Origin of the sequence: Chloroflexus aurantiacus J-10-fl, assembly GCF_000018865.1 — a bacterium.
Lineage (GTDB): Bacteria > Chloroflexota > Chloroflexia > Chloroflexales > Chloroflexaceae > Chloroflexus > Chloroflexus aurantiacus.
On sequence record NC_010175.1, the window covers coordinates 1,155,049 to 1,172,890 of the forward strand.

Below are 17,842 nucleotides of genomic sequence, written 5' to 3' on the forward strand. Positions count from 1 at the left end.
TAGACAGAGTGAATTATACCCATATGGGAATAGTATACAGATCAAACAGGAATAATACTGCCGGCAAAGCTACTTGAAAAAATATTCATCAGTAGATACAATTTACGACGTGCTGTCGTTTTTGCATGCCACTCGCACAGGAGCAAACAATGCACGTTCTGACAGGCATTCCCGCAGCTACTCCTTCCCGCTGGCTCAATGTTCTTCGCTCCGAAATCACCCTCTACTGGAAATTCAATCGGTACGACATTTCGGCCACTGTGATGCCGGGTATGCTCTTTGTTCTGGCAGCCTGGCATAGTCAGAACCCTGATTGGGCCGCCCTGCCCGGCCTGATCATCTGGGGCACCATCTACTTCTGGCTCTACTGCACCACCTTCTGCATTTCCAACCAGTTGGCCGGCGAAGTCGAGGATCGGCTCAACAAACCCGACCGCCCACTGCCGAGTGGCCTGGTCTCGCGGCGCGGCGCTTTCGTGCGCTGGATCATTGCCATGGTGCTGTTTGCCGCAGTCGGTTGGTGGTTGGGAGTACTGGAATGGACACTGCTCTGGCAGGTGACGTTGACCCTGCACAACTTCGGTCAGTTTGCCCGTCACTACTGGTTTAAGAACCTCTCGATGGTATTTGGAGCGATTGCGCAACTGGCCGCAGCCTGGCAGATGGTACGGCCATTGACCCCAGAAGCGTGGAGCTGGCTCCTGGTACCTGCCATTACTCTGCTCTCGCATGCATCATTGCAGGACTTGCGCGATATGGAAGGTGATCGGATGAACCGCCGCCGCACACTGCCAATCGTGTTCGGCGAGTGGCCGAGTCGGGTATTTATCGCCATCGCCTTTGCGTTGCTGGCTGTGCTCACCCACGCCGCGCTGTTCGTGCCCAACGGCTTGAACGCCGGAACCTTGTTGCTCGACGGCCTGCTGGCCGGGATGTGTCTGGTGATTGCGGGTCGGGTATTGTTACTGCGCAATCCCGCTGCCGATCACGTCTCGTACATGCTCTACACCTTACTGGTATTGTCTGGTACTGGCAGCGGCAATTGTGGCATTGTAAAGAGGTCGCGCGCCATTGCGCTCCCTCACCGGACGAGGTCGATTCGGGGTGGGGCCGGTGCTTAGAATCGGCTCCACAGGTACTGATTGGTGACTTCGTGGTGGAACTGCACCTCGGCGCGTTTGATCAACGTACCGAGCTTGCGTGGACAACGGTCGGCGACGGTTGTCTTCAGGTCGGCGAAACGGCTGTGCACCCCTTCACCGAGAATGCTGGCCAGGAAGGTGCTCTGGCGGAAATTGGTGATAGCGTCGTAGATGTTATCGGGAAGCGTTGCTGTGCCGTTGCGAACATCGGTCGTCGGCAGCGGCCCTTCGAGACCGGTGCGCAGCAGCGCATAAATCGCCATATAGGGATTGGCATCGGGCGCAATCGAGCGCACTTCAATCCGGGCCGAACGGGCATTACCAATCGGAATCCGGATCATCGAACCGCGGTCGGTAGGTGACGCCTTGATCTGGTTTGGTGCCTCGAAGTGTGGGTCTAGCCGGCGATAGGCATTGACGCTCGAATTCAGGATCAGGCAGAGTTCCTGACCACTGTTCAGAATACGGTCAATAAAGCTCCAGGCCAGCTCGGAAAGCCGTTCCGGGCCATTCGCATCGTAGAAGAGATTCTCGCCGTGGCGCGACAACGAGATATTGGTGTGCATGCCATTGCCATTCACCCCGGTCACCGGCTTCGGCAGGAAGCAGGCCGTCATATCCAGCTTGCTCGCCACCTGGCGACAGATCAACTTATAAAGCAGAATCTGGTCAGCGGCGATAGTTGCCTCGGTATAGCTATAATTCATCTCAAACTGTGACGGCGCCACTTCAGGGTGATCCTTCTCATTCTCAAACCCCATCGCCCGCTGCGCTTCGGCAGCCATATCGATGAACTGGCGCAGCGGATCACCCGGCAACGAGTGGTAATAACCACCGGTACTGACCATCGTAAACTCACCGGTCTCGCGGAAGCGCTGCTCGGCATTGCGCCCCTTAAACAGGAAGCCCTCAATCTCAGCAGCCACATTGCAGGTCAGCCCATCGCGCTGATACAGCTCATTCACATACCGGTGCAACCGCCCCCGCATATCAGCCTCGTAGGGGCTACCGTCCTGATTCAACACAAACCCAAAGACCAGCACCTTACCGGGGCCAAAAATATCTGCCGGCAACCAGTAAAAAGCCGACCAGTCAATCGCCAGGCGCAAATCCGACTCGGCCTGCACCGAAAAGCCTCGCACCGACGAACCGTCAAAGGTCAGATTATCGGCGGAGGACAGCAGAAACTTCTTGTCGTAATCGAGCATATGCAGCCGGCCTTCGAGGTCGGTAAAACAGACGGTCACCGCCTTAATCCGCCGCTCGTCGGTCAAATAGCGCATCCGCTCCTCGCGCATCACATCCGGCGAAACGCGGGCCAGACGCTGCCGCTTAACACTCAGATTCAGCTCTTCCAGTTGCTCGTAGGGGATTTCGAGAAAGTCGCGTAGCTCGGTCATGGTGGCTTCCTTTTCTTTACTCCAGACAACGGTAACGTTGTTGGGTCGTATTATACTCCGAACAGCAGCAACGGTTGACAAAACCCTGCAACCAAACCGACCCATCAGTGGTTATGGCATGGGGATCGAGCCTGCATCCCGGAAGCAACCGACATCCCTGCCATTATAGACAGGGCGGGGGCTATCCTCCTGCCCGTCATGACGAGAGTGTAACTGGCGCTTACGCGACACCATCCCGACACCCCTCACGGCGCGCTCATCACCTGCCTGCGCAGATAACTCCCGCCCCCAGCGGGGGCGGGCTAGGGTGGGGGTTTGTCTACATACGCTGGGAGCGTGCGCCTCCGGCGCGCCCACCACCTGAGCACTGGGAGCGCGCATCTCCGGCGCGCTCATCACCTGAGCACTGGGAGCGCGCGCCTCCGGCGCGCCCACTACCTGCCTGACAGGAATGTCTACCGTCGCATACCGACATCTTGCTCAACAAGGTGCATTATTCGGGTGTCATGCTCGTACAGAAGCGTTACCGGGTGTACTCCTGACGAGTCACTCATGGCTTGCCGTCAGTAAGGGCGACGCATGCGTCGCCCCTACCAGCGCCCAGCGCTGCATCGTTCAGGTGCAGCATCAGGGAAATCGGTGGCGGTTATGACCTATACTGCCAGATTCCTATCAGGACGCCCCGATCCATCGAAATGCCCCTCTCCCGCGCCGGGCGTAGGAGAGGGGCCGGGGGTAAGGGCGTTCCCCCGCCCCCAGCGGGGGCGGGCCGGGGTGGGGGCGTGTCTGCATACGCTGGAAGCACACCCCTCCAGCACACCCATCACCTGCACACTGGGAGCGCGCGCCGGAGGCTCGCCCAGCCGAATGTCGCAACCTCAACCAGCCCACACAGCGGCGACCCACCCCACACTGGCGACTCCCGCCCCCAGCGGGGGCGGGCCGGGGTGGGGGCGTGTCTGCATACACTGGGAACACGCGCCACCGGCGCACTCATCACCTGCACACTGGGAGCGCGCGCGCCACCGGCGCGCATGGTGCCGGTACCACTCCCTCACGCGCCAGCCATACATGTGCTCGCCGTTTGGAGTGCGGCAGCCATGCTGCCGCGCCAGCCGTACTTGCGATCCGGTGCGTGTCGCAGCGGTTACCCTGCCGCTCTCCGCACAGTGGAATCACGTTTCAGCGGGGATACCGTTACCGACCAGTATTACCCGTGACGCAGCGTTTGGAGTGCGGCAGCCATGCTGCCGCGCCAGCCGTGCTCGCGATCACGGGCGGGTGGCAGCGGTTGCTTTGCGGGCCACGAGGACGACGGGGGTGCAGCGCATATCTGGCTTTTGACCATCCGCGCTCTCACATTTTGACCAACACGGTACATCATCGCCAGAAACCCTGGGCAACATCGCAGAGCGTCGGTCGCGGGCGTGGCGCAGGCTTCTCGCCTGCGCACCAACGGCCACCGCCAGCACCTGCCAGCGGTGGCGATGATGCCGGCACGCGGGCTGGAAGACCGCGCCACGGGGAACGCTTGCAGCCCAGCCTAACGCAGCGCGACATGTGGGTAATGCATAGCCCCCAGCGGGGGCGGGCCGGGGTGGGGGCGTGTCTGCATACACTGGGAGCGCGCGCCTCCGGTGCGCCCACCACCTGCCTGACAGGAATGTCTACCGTCGCATACCGACATCTCGCTCAACAAAGTGCATTGTTCGGGTGTCATCCTCGTGCAGCAACTTTACCGCGTGTACTCCTGACGAGTCGCTCATGTCTTGCCGTCAGCGTCGTAGGGGCGACGCATGCGTCGCCCCTACCGGCGTCCAGCGCTGCATCGTTCAGGTGCAACAGCAGGGAAATCGGTGGCGGTTATGGCCTATACTGCCAGATATCCTATCAGGACACCCCAATCCATCGCAACGCCCCTCTCCCGCGCCGGGTGCGGGCGAGGGGCCGGGGGTAAGGGCGTTCAGCCCATACCAAAGCGTATCTACTGCATACAATATCTACCCTTGAATATCAAGAGGGGGAGCACGTGGTAGCGAACCAGAGGCAATCTACCCGCTTGCAACGACCGTCATAACCCGGTCCCGTCCCTCTCACCGAGAGCAAGAGGAACAGGACCGGCGGGGAGGGGGAAGGGGGAAATATCGTAACTAACTACTCCAACATGCGCAGGTATGCCAGTAGATCGGCCATTTGCTCATCAGAAATAGGCATCGGCGGCATAAAACCGATACTCCCCGATCCACCGGTCCGAATCCACTCGGCCACATTAGCCTCACTCCGCTCCTTGCCGTTCGGCAACATACCTTTGTAGTCAACCCCATCCGGCAACACTGGCCCATTGACGCTAAACAGACCGGCCAGCCCCGGCCCAAGCAGCATATTCGTAGCCGTAGAATGACACCCTGCACACGACGAAGCAAAAATCGCCTTCCCGCGATTGACATCACCCTTTGCCGAGAGTGACGTATCGGCTAATGCCGGTGGAAGGGGCATTTCTACATGCTCAGATGAAGCAGCAGAACTTCCCGACGAACCGGCCTGACTGGCGGCAGCAGCCTGATCTGACGCAGTTACCTGGGCAGGTGAGGCTGCCGGTTCAGAAACTGGGGCCGGCGCAGGTGCTGGAGTCTGAGCAGCACTGCCGCAAGCGGCAAGCATGGCCAGCAACGTCAGTGCATAGATCCAGTAGAGTATCTGTTTCATCAGACGTCTCCTCACAATTGAAAAAAACTACCTGTGAATAATGAAAACCATCAGCAAGCCATGCAAGGCCTGTCAGGTGTTGATACATACCGGATATGACTAGTATAGATGAACGATCTGAGAGAAGAGAAGATCCAAAAGCGTCAACATCGTGAACCGAACAGTTCATCTTGAGGAGACTACCGGGTAGAGATCACCATTCCACACCTGGTTCAGAACGCACACACTTGCCATTGTCGCAGCATTGCCGGCAGTGGGCATACTTCTGGTATGCCAGCCTCAACAAGGGGCGCACAGCCGTGCGCCCCTACCGAGGTGGCAATCGGCCTCCAAACACACAATGGATAGCAGCTTGTACATCGCCATCAAAACCACACATCGGCGTGGACACCGGTCACACGCAGTGATCCCCGTGTCGCATGGCTTGGAGTGCGGTAGCCGTGCTGCCGCATCCACCGTCCTTCAGGCCCGGCGCGTGTCGCACGGTTCCATCAACACCGGGAGAACAGCACGCAGATCACACAATCAACCTATCACACCGGCCCTGAGCGACACATACGTGCGCGAACAATGCGCTCCCCACCTGCCCGTATAGATGACTCCCGCTCCCGGCGGGGGCGGGTTGGGGTGGGGGCTTGTCTGCATACGCTGGGAGCGCGCGCCGGAGGCGCGCCCACTACCTGCCTGACAGGAATGTCTACCGTCGCATACCGACATCTTGCTCAACAAGGTGCATTGTTCGGGTGTCATCCTCGTACAGAAGCGTTACCGCGTGTACTCCTGGCGCGTCGCTCGTGGCTTGCCGTCAGTAGGGGCACGGCTGCCGTGCCCCTACCGGCGTCCGACGCGGCATCGTTCAGGTGCAGCAGCAGGGAAATCGGTGGCGTTTATGGCCTATACTGCCAGATTCCTATCAGGACGCCCCAATCCATCGAAACGCCCCTCTCCCGCGCCTGGCTCTATGCATTACACACAACTGGTGTTAACCACATGCGTATCAGCGGGTATAACCGCTATGGGTGCTGTTGTGGGTGACTGACCCGGTGGCAGTGCGCCGCTCCAGCCGTGGTATCACGTGTTGAATGGGGTGCCTTACACGCGCATCATGTGCGTGGCGCGCAGTTTGGAGTGCGGCAGCCATGCTGCCGCGCCAGCCGTGCTCACGATCCGGCGCGGATTGCAGCGGACACCCGTGCCGGTACGTACCCCTGATGATGGGGATGGCTGAGGGCAGGCCGGCAGCCTGCCCCACAGCGTGCTGGTGCCGGTGGTGCGTAGGGGCGGGTTCCGTAGGGGCGGGTTGAGAACCCGCCCCTACGAACGGTGCCTGTGCCGTTCACCTGACCATCCACGGGATGCGGTGGACGGGAATATCTTGCATCGCGTGCCATGGATGGTTGTTCAGAGGTAATCGCAGCCGCTACGCTCCCCGCTCCCGCGCAGCGCTATGCCTTACCCATACCCAGGTTGTCAACCGCTTCGCTCATCAGTCGAACCTATCTCATCGTGCGCGATCCTGGGCACTATCGCGTCACCCTGCTGTCGCGTGGGTCGTACGTCACGAACGGAAAGCGGATGATAACAGCGGAGGTAGCCGTTGGATCAGACCATGGGGAAGACGTCCAGCCTTCACACCAGCGGCCATGGCCAGCCCCTGCCGGCGGTGGCGATGATGCCTGCACGCAGGCCGGAAGCCTGCGCCACGGGGAGCGCTGGCAGCCCGACCTAACGCAGCGCGACATGTGGGTAATGCATAGCGCGCCTGGCGCGGGAGAGGGGCCGGGGGTGAGGGCGTTCAGCTCATACCAAAGCCTTATCTTCCGCATACGCTCGCGTATAACGTCCATCGCTGAACTACTGGACGGCATCATAATGGGCGGGTACGTCAACCCGCCCTTACGCAAATATACTGCCGGGAAACAACTTGTGGAAAACGTCCAAACAATCACCCCGTCACCCTTGCCGACTGGCAAGAACTTCCCGTGGCAACGTTGTCGGATCAGGGGTTACCGTTGGCTCAGGCGCAGGACCGGTATCCGTCCAGCCCTGACTTTCGAGGGTCATCGGTACGTCGGCGATCACCATATCGTGGTGACAAACAATCTGGCACGAAAGCCGGTACTGTCCAAGCAGTCCTCGTTCACTCAGTTTGGCGTACTCAGCCGCCGTCATCTCTTCAGGCTCACCTTCGGCAAACGCCACCCGGCAGGTCGTGCAGCGGGCATAACCGCCACAACGGTGACCAATCGCGATCCCGGCCTGCTCAATCGCCAGCACCAGCCGGGTACCGGCTGCAACATCAACCGAACGATCACCAATCGTGATCTTGGGCATACGTCCTCCCTCGACAATGCGTTAGTTGCGATAGTAGTATACTTTCAAACTACCACGAGACGAACACGGTGTCAACACCGGCGACGTTCGCCGCCGATCTGGCCGTGCTACCACGCTGCTGTCACAGGAACAATCGTCCTGACATCGGTGCTAGCGAAGATCAACTTTCTCCATTAACAGACGTACATAATTGCGCAGTTCCGCCGCAGTACTACCGGTAGCGTCATCAACGACCTGAGAATCGGCGAGAGCGCCAAGCAACGTTTGTGCACTGCGCAGAGTCCGGCGTGCAGCGTCGGGTTGCTGAAGCTGGGTATACACATGGGCCATACCAATATACCCGACAATCAAGCGTGGATCGAGATACACACTCCGACGGTAGGCAGCTAATGCGGCTTCGAGGTGACCAAGATGCTCAGCGATTTGCCCCTGCAAATGGTATGCGGGCGCGAATAGCGGATGGGCTTTGATCAGAGCTTCAATCTGTGTCTGCGCCTGTTGCCAGTCACCCCGATCAGCAGCCGTGCGGGCCACGTGCAGTAAGTCTTCAGCACGGACAGGTGCAGGAGGTGATGCACTGGACAGCACACCCGATGAGATAGGGGCAGATGATGCACGGGGAGGTGGAGGTAAAGAGAGTGATACCGGTGAGGCAGGTAGCGCTGGCGGAGGCGCTGGCACTACAGGCCCAGATTGAACCGGTGTTGATGCGTTCGTAAACAACGGTGCCTGTAATGGTTTGCGGTAAAGAATGGTTCCCGGCGCGTTATGAGTTTCAAATTGTCGGTAGAGCACTACGTTCGGTTCAGCGTGACCAACCACCAGCCAGCCACCGGGAACCAACGCATCGTACAGCCGCTGCACGACCTGCCGGGTCGTCTCCTCATCGAAATAGATCATGACATTCCGGCAGAAGATCAGATCGAAGGCCACAATCCCCAGGTGCGGTGCCGGATAGGTCGGTTCAGCAAGATTGAGCTGGGCGAACGTCACCGTTCGACGAATATCGTCACGTAAGCGCCACAATCCCTTTTCCGGTTCAGCTACAAAATAGCGGTCGCGCAGATCATCTGGTGTTTCGCGAAACGACCAGTTACCGTAGCGCGCTTCACGAGCACGATTGAGAAACCGCCGATTAATATCGGTGGCCAGAATACTCACCTGCCAGGGCGGATTGGCGGGTAGCACTTCGTGCAACGTGATTGCCAGCGAATAAGGCTCCTCACCAGTCGCACAACCGGCACTCCAGAGCCGGAGATAGCGCATCGTTGCACGGCGTTGCATCAGATCGGGCAAGATAATGTCACGCAGCGCCGCGAATTGTGCAGCATTACGAAAAAAATAGGTCTCACCAATGGTAAGCTCGGCAATCAGCTCATCCCAGGCTGACGGACGGCTCTCAACCATGGCCAGAAGTTGCGCAAAACTCTCCACTCCCAGATGCAATGCCAGTCGTTGCAGGCCATGGGTCAGATCAGCACGACGCTGCTCTGGGTAACACAATCCAGCACGCTGGCGCAATAGCGTCGCAAACCGATGGTAAAGCTCATCCGACAGCATAAGCATCTCTCTAACTTACCAGCCTGAAGAAACCGTTGAAAACAGCAATCCTACTCAACAATCCCAACATCCTGCTTCCTCTCCGCTCTCTTCTTCCCTCTCTTCTCTCTTCTCTCTCCTCTCTCCTACCTCCTATTTCCTCTCTCCTCTCTCCTCTCTCCTCTCTCCTCTCTCCTCTCTCCTATTTCCTATCTCCTATCTCCTATCCCCTTCCCCCCTTTCCCAGCACTGCCGAAACCGCCATCCCCAATTGTTCCAGTGGTAATTCATGATGAACAGCACCGCGGACTTTAGCCATCTTCGGCATCCCATAAACAACACACGAAGCCTCATCCTGACCAAACGTTGTCCCACCGGCTCGCGCCAGTTCCAGCAACCCCTGGGCACCATCGTCACCCATCCCGGTCAAAATCACGCCAATAGCACGTGATCCGTAATGATGCGCCACGCTGCTAAACAAATGGTCAGCACTCGGGCAATAGCGATCATGCGGCGTAGACCTCTTTATGGTAACCACATGCTGCCGGACAATCTCAAGGTGGTGATCATCGCACGGCAGATACACATGGCCCGGAAGGATCGGCGTCTCTTGTTCGACAACATGAACCGACAATGGAATGGTACTGGCAAGCCAATCAGCAAAAGCTCGCATAAATCCTGATGTCACGTGTTGCGCAATCACAATCGGCAGCGGGAAACTGCTTCCCAAATCACGGAGGATCGTTTGCAGCGCTGCCGGACCACCGGTTGAGGCCGCGATAGCCAGGATGGCATATTCCTTGTTGGCCTGATCTATCTGCTTCGGCGTCATACGCGGTGGATGGCGGGTTACCACCTTGACCCCAGCCATTAAACGTAACGTGCGGATCAAATGGTCACGATCAGCAGCACTGGCCGGATCGACAGGGCCAGACGGTTTACGAACGACCGCCAGGGCGCCGGCTGCCAGTGCAGCCATAGCGCGTTGTTCCGCATCGCCGGTGCTCGAACTGAAGAGCACTATCGGTGTTGGGCGTTGTTGCATAATTTGCCGGGTTGCTTCATACCCATCGAACACCGGCAAATGGATGTCCATTGCTACCACGTGTGGATGCAGTCGCAGCGTTGATTGGACAGCATCCCGACCATTGATAGCGGTGCCTACTACCACCAGATCAGGTGTTGCCTCAAGATACGAGCGCAGAAGTTGTAACTGACTGGGTGAATCTTCAACTAACAAAACCCGAATTGGTTCTTTGATACTCATACAGGTTGCCCGGCACTGCTGAAAGAAGGCTTTTCCAGGTGTAACCTCAATAATCCGGTTTCACAAACTGCACACATTCCGATGGCCACAGGTTAAACCGGCACGGTTGTGAACGTTTGGCGCAAACTGGCTCGCTCAAACAGCGCCGATGGCTCAAGCACCAGTACGATCTGATCATCGATGCGTAGCGATGCGCACAAGAGTCTATTCTCATATTCCAGCGGCACGAACCGGTCAGCAGATACCGTCACCACATCGTACACTTCATCAACGATCAAACCCAGTATGGGATGCTCAATGTTATGACCGATAACGATCACAAAGCTATTGATCCCCACAGAACCATGTTGATCGAGCAGAACATGACCGATCAGCACCGGGATTAAGTGACCGTGCAGATTCAGTAAGCCGGCTATTGCCGGTGGTGCTTCAGCAAGCATGGTGAGCGCCGGCAGACGCACCACCTGAACGACGACATCTACCGGCAGCGAAAAGGTTTGCAGACCAACTCGAAAAGTAAGAAACGTTTGATTCTTCATATATGCGCCCTGTCACTATGCACATCCAGCATGTTTCCCCAATCCCATCCTGTGATTACGCAACACCAATGCGGAACTCAATGTGATAGCCGAATGGCGATGACTTGACTTTGACATCATCGATCAATTGATAGGCAGTTTGCACCGATGGTTGATTGGCAACACGATGGTACGTCTCTCCATCTGTGTCACATTCGATGACCAGAGCATGGGTGTGGTTATTATCTTCACAGTGAATACTCACATCATTGGTACAGAAATGCGCGATACAGGCACGCAAGACTTCGCTAATCGCGGCAGTAATACGCGCCTGTTTCGCAGGCGAAAACCCCATCGTTCGCGTACTCTGGCGCAGTATCTGGCGAAGCAGTATCAGATCAGCATCATTGCTGACCGTGATTTTTTGGGTCTGGATGTGTTTCATAGTACTATCTCATAGCAACCGTGCGATAGTTTCCAGCAGTGCTTGCTGATCAAAGGCACGTTTAACGATATAGGCATCGGCACCCGCAGCCAGGCCACGTTCGCGGTCGGCTGGACTATCGAGCGAGGTAACGAGTACCACCGGCAAGTGACGGAAGGCAGGATCGGTGCGAATCTGACGAGTCAGATCGAAGCCATTCAAACGTGGCATATCAATATCACTCAGGACAAGCTGACATCCACCCTGATTTTGCAAGTTGTGCAATCGTTCCAGTGCCTCCTGACCATCAGTTGCCAGCACAACCCGATAACCGGCGGCTTCCAGGATGTTCTTTTCCAATGTACGGGTCGTGATTGAGTCATCAACCACGAGGATCGTCGGCGAATGAGCAGGGGTAGGATTGGCAGTCGGTAACATCACCGCATGCTCAACCGTCAGGGCTGCTCGTAACAGATCGACCGCATCAAGGATCGGGGCTACGCTGCCATCAGCGAGAATTGCCGCGCCACTGACAAAGCGAACCCGTTGTAATGGTGGTGGCAGCCGGTGAACGACGAGATCGATCTCTTCGCCGATAGAATCAACAATACAGGCAATTTGTCGTTCATTACTCCCGATCAATAATGCCGGCTTGGGACCAGGGAAATCGATCACTGTTTCTGATGAAAAACCGATGAGCCGGGCCATGGAAATCAGTTGTAATGGCCGTCCATCAACAAGCACAACCGGACGACCTTCCAGGGTATGAAGTTGGGTACGATTAACCTGCACCACGCGGCGTAGACTATCAACGGGTAAGGCAAAGACTTGATTATTCACATACATCAGCAGACCGCGCGTGCGCATGAGGGTGAGCGGGAGAGCCAGAGTGAACGTTGTGCCCTGACCGGGAACACTCATTACCGTCACGCTCCCTCCCATCCGCTCGACAGTCGTTCGCACGACATCAAGGCCAACCCCCCGTCCCGACAACTCACTGACATGCGATTTGGTCGAGAACCCTGGAGTAAAGATGAGATCGAGAACCATCGCATCGTCAGCATGCTCACTGTCATGTTGACTCAACAGACCGAGCTGAAGCGCATGCCGTTTGATATCTTCTCGATCAATCCCGGCGCCATCGTCACTAATCACAAGATTGAGGCGGTCACTGCTGGCGTTCGCCGTCAGGCGGATCAGACCGGTAGGTGGTTTCCCCCTGGCCTTACGCACCTCAGGGGGTTCAATCCCATGATCCACTGCATTGCGGAGCAAATGCAGACAAATCTCATACACCTGATCAAGGACCTGGCGATCAGCTTCTGCCCCAGAGTCTTCGACGACAAATGTCACTTCTTTGCCGGCGCTACGAGCCAAATCGCGCACGTGCAGGCGTAATGAACCGACAATTCTACTCAGGGGCGACATACGAGTACGCTGCACCTGGGCCTGCATCCGCGTGCTAATATCGGCCAGGAGATCGTGATTATCGCGGGCCTGATAGGCAAGCTGAGACAATCTTGTACCGAGTGCACTGATAACGTCATTTGCCTGCCTGAGCATGTCGATGACAATCTGTTGTTGACTTTGCGGAATGAGCTGACCATTGGCATGCAACGACGATCCGTGGCGCAGGAACGGTGCAGTTCGCCGCCAGGCGCGCTGCCAGCGCTCAGGCAGCCGGGCCAGTTCTTGCAGATCACGGGCAAGCTGACGGGTACGCAGCGTACTTGTTAACAACTCCCCCATTTCGCTCATCAAATTGTCGAGAACAGCCACATCAACCCGGACACTTGTTTCGGCGGCCAGCGATGGCGCCGACTGCCGGGTGTGATCTTCTGGCGTAAATGAAGATGGTGATAGACTGGTTGCGTCGCCGTCGCGCATGTTCTGGCCGATTGCCATCAGATGAGCGAGTAAGTCATCCAATGCGTCCTGATCGTCTATTTGCCCCGGCACCGCCTGTTCCATCAACGCGCCAATAACATCAAGCGCCTGATAAATCACATCACAGATATCGGCGGTGAGCGTAAGCTGGTTCTGGCGCAGGGCCGCAAAGATATGCTCAATGTGATGAGCGATCTGCTCAACGCTTTTGACACCAGCAGCGCGTGCCCCACCTTTCAGACTGTGAGCGGCTCGAAACAGGTGATCAACCAGATCACGACGGCGAGGGTGATCTGGTGTCCGCTCCAGATCGAGCAGAATATCGATGATGGTTTGACGATGCTCGGCCTGTTCTGCGCGAAAGACGGCCAGCACCTGCGCCTGAATATCGTCATCAGAGAGCATATAAACCTCTTAGTTAGATGAGCGTAAGGTCGCAAGCCGGTAGTGAAAACAGTCCCGCGCTCGCTGACGCAGATACTTCCACCCGGTCACCCATAGTGAACAGGGTGACCGGATACCAGTCCTTCCTGACCTACAGCCGATAAATAGCTACTGTCTGCTGCAACTTCTGGGCCAGGGCATGCAGGTCCTGCGCTGCCCGTTCGGCCTGGCGGGTCGAAGCCAATGCCTGTGCAGTAGCCTGCTGGATATTCGCCATCGCCTGCCCAATCTGCTCCATACCTACCATCTGTTGCTGGGCAGCGGCAGCCATTTGGATATTGGCCTGAGCACCGTTTTCAACCTCGCGCGCAATCCGGTGAATGATCTGACCGGCCTGGGCGGCAAGGGTGACACCCTGCTCAACCCCCTTGGCTCCCTCTTCAGTCACCATTACTGCCGCATTGGTAGCTTTCTGGATTTCGGCCAAAATATCACGCACTTGCTGGGCAGCCGCCTTCGAGCGTTCGGCCAGTTCACGCACATGTTGGGCTACGACGGCAAAACTCTTACCCTGCTCACCGGCCCGGGCAGCTTCGATAGCCGCATTCAGGGCCAGCAGATTGCTTTGATCGGCCAGTTCGCTCACCGTCGTCATGATCACGCCAATCGCCTGCGTTTGCTCGGCCAGACCGAGAATAGTCTGTGCAATCGTTTCCACGCGACTGCGAATCTGGTTCATGCCATTGATCGTGTCTTCAACCGCCTGCGCACCCTGGCGGGCAATATCGAGTGCATTCTGGCTATCGTTTGCAACCTGCGTCGCCTGTTTTGCCGTCTGCACCGAAATCGCCTTCACCTCATCGATAGTGGTTGCAGTTTGCGTGAGCGCAGCCGATTGCTCTGCTGCGGATGAGGCTTGCTGGGTGGTGGCAGCCAGAATTTCGGCGGCAGTACTCGAAATATCGGTATTGGCACGCTGGACCTGAGCGGCAATCGTCCGCAAACCCTCAACCATCGCGTTCAGTTGTTGACCGAGCAGCGACAGATCATCGTTATTGTTAGAGACTTGCAGTCGCACCGTGAGATTGCCACGGGCAATTTCTTCAGCAAAGGCGCTGTATTCTCGCACCATGCGTTCGAGATATTCCTTCGCCACCCTGGTTGCATTCGCTGCCCGAAGTTCATCATTTGCCCGTTGTTGCTCTTCCAGTTGGCGACGAATGGTCTCGGCCATCTGCCGGAACGCTGTGGCCAGCCGCCCAACTTCATCACGTCCTTCAGGAAGGTCATAATGATCATGAATTCGCCCACCGGCCATTTGCAGGGATGCCTGCGTAACGCTCTTGAGGCGATGATCAATATTGCCGGCAATCACTAAAGTGAGCAGTGTGCCGAGTACAACAGTGAGTCCTGGCCCACCAATTAAAACCATCTGGAGACTTTGCAGACTTTGGGCTGAGGATTCCGAGAGTTGATTGAGCAGCTCTTCCTCAGAACTCACCAATTGCTCCATTATCTGACTGATGCGGGTGAACGTTTCGTACCCGGCACGACTGGCCACACCCTGAATAACCTGCTCAAGTTGCGCTTCATTCCGGTTCACAGCGTAGCGCAGGTTGATCAAAGGCTCGGAACCTGTGTTTTCCATTTCTCAAGCTCGCGATCTACTTCTTCAAGTAATGTATAAAACTCCGAATCGCGTGGTATTTCCCGTTGCATCTCGCTGTACACAGCCAGATAGAGCTGTTTGCCACTTTCATACTTCTCCAGAAACACCGGATCACCGGTGATCAGAAAACCCCGTTCACCCGACTCCATCATGTGCATGCTGGCTTCAAGCTGGCGGGTATGGGCAATAATGCTGTACGCAATTCTTACCTCTTGCTCGCGCTCGTTGGCGCCGAGCAGCGATTGATAAGCCACCACTGAGACAATAATGATGCCAACAAAGAGCAATGCCACGAGCAGCAATATTTTGTTGCGGAGGCTAATCTGATTGAGGAATGACATATCCGCTTCCTTTCGCTGGTCTATTCCTGCCCGGATAGGGCCAGAATTTGTGATACGACATTGAGCAGTTCATAGGGCACATCATCTTTGAAGAGATAATCGTTAGCACCCAAATCGAGTGCGCGTTGCACACTATCTATCCGATCACGATGGGTCAGCATCACGACCGGAATGTTTCTGGTCTGCTGATCGCGCTTCAAGCGGCTCAATACCTGAAATCCATCAAGCGCAGGCAAGTCAATATCGAGCAGGATCATGCGTGGTAACTGGGTGCGGGCAGTACGCCATCCGGTCAGGCCGTCAGGCGCCACCTGCACCTGATAACCGGCCCGCTCCAGCATCAAGCGAAAGTTGAGCGCCTGACTGGGGCTATCCTCGATGAGCAGGATATCGGAATCAGCCATGGACTTCTCCTTCAATGATGTCTAATGATCGCCGGTGGTCAGGCGTGGATCATGCAAGAGTGCTACCGGATCAAGGTGGATCACCATAGCCTCGTCCATTCCGCGTATCCAATTGACACCGTTTCCGGCCAGCATCGCCGGTGTCGGTTGCAGAACACCGGTATGGCGATGCATGTCGAGCACCTGATCAACTAACAAGGCCGCTTCAACCGCACCTGCACTGATAACAAGCAGGTGCATGGTTTCACGCGGAGGCGAGGGGGGAAGGCCGAGCAGTGGGCGCAAATCAATGCACGTCAGCAAGCGACCCCGCACATTTACAAGACCGAGAATTGCCGGTGGCACCCCAGGGAGTGACGCAACTGGGGTGAAGCGGAGCACTTCGCGGGCAGTATTGGCCGGGATACTGTAGGTTTCTTCACCAAGCAGGAAGTGAAGAGTGAGTTCACCTTCAACGCTGTTGGCTCGCTGCTGCAGGCCGGCTAAGGCTTTGGCTCGGGTACGGAGGACCTCGCGGGTGGCGGGATCGGCGAAGAGTTCGTTGAGATCCATAGGCGGCTCCTTTGCCTGCTCCATGGCATTGGGTCGGCAGTGATGTGCCGGCGAGGTATGTTTTAGTGGTTACAATCTTACAGTTTTTTCAGCAACTATTGGGTTATGGGTACATAACCCTTATTGCTGAATCAGTATACCAGCCACCAGGAACCAGCCTATTACGATATATCAACATTTGATAACACAGAGAATGATTTATCGAACAACGATACCACTACCATCGATCACTTCACCGATCTCCCACAGCGGTTGCCCAACTTCAGCGCAGAGTGCCTGCAAGGCAGCAGCAGCGTGTGGCGGTGCAGCGATCAACAATCCGCCAGAGGTTTGCGGATCGGCCAGCAGCAGTTGATAGACAGGGGGAACAGTAGGGGCAAAGGTGGTAAATGACGTCGCAAATTCAAGGTTACGGCGCAAGCCGCCGGGGATCATCCCGGCTTCTGTGTAAGCGAGTGCGCCGGGCAAGAGCGGTACGGCGTCGGCTGTGATATGCAGCGCCACCTTGCTCTGGCGGGCGATCTCGCCGGCGTGGCCGAGTAACCCGTAGCCGGTGACATCAGTTGCAGCGTGGATGTCAACCTGAATCATCAGTTCGGCGATCTGGCGATTGAGCGTTAACATCGAACCGATAGCAGTTGCCAGATCAGCAGCGGTGATGGTGTCACGTTTGGCTGCCGTCGTGATCACACCGGTACCGAGCGGCTTACTGATCAACAACCGATCACCCGGTTGGGCACCGGCTTTCGTGATAATCTGTCGTGGATCAATCGTACCGGTCACACAGAGGCCATATTTCGGCTCACGGTCGCTTACGGTATGCCCACCCACAACCGCTACCCCGGCTTCGGCAGCTTTGTCAATGCCACCCTGCAAGATCGCCGACATCACTGACTGATCCAGGTCATCGGGGAAGGCAGCGATGGCCAACGCAAACAATGGCTTCCCTCCCATTGCGTAGACATCGCTCAGGGCATTGGCAGCGGCGATAGCGCCATAGGTGTACGGGTCATCAACGATGGGCGGGAAGAAATCAACCGTCTGTACCAGGGCGGTATCGCTATTCAATTGGTAGACTGCCGCGTCATCACCTTCAGTCAGGCCGACCAACACCTGAGCCTGGGGTGGAATGCGCAACGTCGCCAGCATCGTCGTCAGAGCACCCGGCCCCAACTTCGCTGCTCAGCCGGCGCATGCAGCCAGAGTTGTCAAACGAATCTGTTCGCGTTTGTCCATGGTTCGGGTCTCAGCAACGGTTGTCGGTTCAATCGTATT

14 protein-coding genes are annotated in these 17,842 nt (G+C 56.8%); 1 reads left to right on the top strand and 13 read right to left on the bottom strand.

What is annotated here, in order from left to right:
• The first annotated feature begins 149 nt into the window (after positions 1 to 149).
• Complete coding sequence (locus CAUR_RS04420; protein ID WP_012256732.1) at positions 150 to 1,121, top strand: UbiA family prenyltransferase; 972 nt, start codon at positions 150 to 152, stop codon at positions 1,119 to 1,121.
• Here the strand turns inward: CAUR_RS04420 and CAUR_RS04425 are convergent.
• From CAUR_RS04425 to selD, 13 genes are all read right to left on the bottom strand, one after another.
• Complete coding sequence (locus CAUR_RS04425; protein WP_012256733.1) at positions 1,118 to 2,542, bottom strand: glutamine synthetase family protein; 1,425 nt, start codon at positions 2,540 to 2,542, stop codon at positions 1,118 to 1,120. The two genes, CAUR_RS04420 and CAUR_RS04425, sit on opposite strands and share 4 nt — an antisense overlap.
• A 2,154-nt stretch (positions 2,543 to 4,696) precedes the next feature.
• Complete coding sequence (locus CAUR_RS04430; RefSeq protein ID WP_012256734.1) at positions 4,697 to 5,248, bottom strand: c-type cytochrome; 552 nt, start codon at positions 5,246 to 5,248, stop codon at positions 4,697 to 4,699.
• A 1,953-nt stretch (positions 5,249 to 7,201) separates the two neighbouring features.
• Positions 7,202 to 7,582, bottom strand: coding sequence for a 2Fe-2S iron-sulfur cluster-binding protein (locus tag CAUR_RS04435; protein ID WP_012256735.1), 381 nt, complete (start codon positions 7,580 to 7,582; stop codon positions 7,202 to 7,204).
• Positions 7,583 to 7,732: 150 nt separating this feature from the next.
• A complete protein-coding gene (locus tag CAUR_RS04440; RefSeq protein ID WP_012660540.1) occupies positions 7,733 to 9,142 on the bottom strand; it encodes a CheR family methyltransferase in 1,410 nt (469 codons plus the stop codon).
• A gap of 202 nt (positions 9,143 to 9,344) precedes the next feature.
• Positions 9,345 to 10,388 carry a chemotaxis-specific protein-glutamate methyltransferase CheB gene (cheB, locus tag CAUR_RS04445; protein WP_012256737.1) on the bottom strand — a complete coding sequence of 348 codons (1,044 nt, stop codon included), beginning with the start codon at positions 10,386 to 10,388 and terminating at the stop codon, positions 9,345 to 9,347.
• A gap of 92 nt (positions 10,389 to 10,480) precedes the next feature.
• Positions 10,481 to 10,927, bottom strand: coding sequence for a chemotaxis protein CheW (locus tag CAUR_RS04450; RefSeq protein ID WP_012256738.1), 447 nt, complete (start codon positions 10,925 to 10,927; stop codon positions 10,481 to 10,483).
• 55 nt (positions 10,928 to 10,982) lie between these two features.
• Entirely contained in the window at positions 10,983 to 11,351 is a 369-nt protein-coding gene (locus CAUR_RS04455) for a hypothetical protein (RefSeq protein ID WP_012256739.1), read from the bottom strand.
• A 9-nt stretch (positions 11,352 to 11,360) separates the two neighbouring features.
• A complete protein-coding gene (locus CAUR_RS04460) occupies positions 11,361 to 13,622 on the bottom strand; it encodes a hybrid sensor histidine kinase/response regulator (RefSeq protein WP_012256740.1) in 2,262 nt (753 codons plus the stop codon).
• A 130-nt stretch (positions 13,623 to 13,752) separates the two neighbouring features.
• Positions 13,753 to 15,249 (bottom strand): methyl-accepting chemotaxis protein, encoded by a 1,497-nt coding sequence (locus CAUR_RS04465; protein WP_012256741.1) that lies wholly within the window; start codon positions 15,247 to 15,249, stop codon positions 13,753 to 13,755.
• A complete protein-coding gene (locus tag CAUR_RS04470; protein WP_012256742.1) occupies positions 15,222 to 15,611 on the bottom strand; it encodes a CHASE3 domain-containing protein in 390 nt (129 codons plus the stop codon). The genes CAUR_RS04465 and CAUR_RS04470 overlap by 28 nt, the downstream gene beginning before the upstream one ends.
• Before the next feature lie 20 nt (positions 15,612 to 15,631).
• Positions 15,632 to 16,015 carry a response regulator gene (locus tag CAUR_RS04475; protein ID WP_012256743.1) on the bottom strand — a complete coding sequence of 128 codons (384 nt, stop codon included), beginning with the start codon at positions 16,013 to 16,015 and terminating at the stop codon, positions 15,632 to 15,634.
• Positions 16,016 to 16,036: 21 nt separating this feature from the next.
• A complete protein-coding gene (locus CAUR_RS04480; RefSeq protein WP_012256744.1) occupies positions 16,037 to 16,567 on the bottom strand; it encodes a chemotaxis protein CheW in 531 nt (176 codons plus the stop codon).
• Between the two features lie 198 nt (positions 16,568 to 16,765).
• Positions 16,766 to 17,803 (bottom strand): selenide, water dikinase SelD, encoded by a 1,038-nt coding sequence (gene selD / locus CAUR_RS04485; protein WP_083772616.1) that lies wholly within the window; start codon positions 17,801 to 17,803, stop codon positions 16,766 to 16,768.
• Positions 17,804 to 17,842 lie beyond the last annotated feature (39 nt).

Coding starts and splice junctions, on each gene's coding strand:
- CAUR_RS04420 (WP_012256732.1), top strand. CDS start 150: ATGCACGTTCTGACAGGCATTCCCGCAGCTACTCCTTCCCGCTGGCTC.
- CAUR_RS04425 (WP_012256733.1), bottom strand. CDS start 2,542: ATGACCGAGCTACGCGACTTTCTCGAAATCCCCTACGAGCAACTGGAA.
- CAUR_RS04430 (WP_012256734.1), bottom strand. CDS start 5,248: ATGAAACAGATACTCTACTGGATCTATGCACTGACGTTGCTGGCCATG.
- CAUR_RS04435 (WP_012256735.1), bottom strand. CDS start 7,582: ATGCCCAAGATCACGATTGGTGATCGTTCGGTTGATGTTGCAGCCGGT.
- CAUR_RS04440 (WP_012660540.1), bottom strand. CDS start 9,142: ATGCTGTCGGATGAGCTTTACCATCGGTTTGCGACGCTATTGCGCCAG.
- cheB (WP_012256737.1), bottom strand. CDS start 10,388: ATGAGTATCAAAGAACCAATTCGGGTTTTGTTAGTTGAAGATTCACCC.
- CAUR_RS04450 (WP_012256738.1), bottom strand. CDS start 10,927: ATGAAGAATCAAACGTTTCTTACTTTTCGAGTTGGTCTGCAAACCTTT.
- CAUR_RS04455 (WP_012256739.1), bottom strand. CDS start 11,351: ATGAAACACATCCAGACCCAAAAAATCACGGTCAGCAATGATGCTGAT.
- CAUR_RS04460 (WP_012256740.1), bottom strand. CDS start 13,622: ATGCTCTCTGATGACGATATTCAGGCGCAGGTGCTGGCCGTCTTTCGC.
- CAUR_RS04465 (WP_012256741.1), bottom strand. CDS start 15,249: ATGGAAAACACAGGTTCCGAGCCTTTGATCAACCTGCGCTACGCTGTG.
- CAUR_RS04470 (WP_012256742.1), bottom strand. CDS start 15,611: ATGTCATTCCTCAATCAGATTAGCCTCCGCAACAAAATATTGCTGCTC.
- CAUR_RS04475 (WP_012256743.1), bottom strand. CDS start 16,015: ATGGCTGATTCCGATATCCTGCTCATCGAGGATAGCCCCAGTCAGGCG.
- CAUR_RS04480 (WP_012256744.1), bottom strand. CDS start 16,567: ATGGATCTCAACGAACTCTTCGCCGATCCCGCCACCCGCGAGGTCCTC.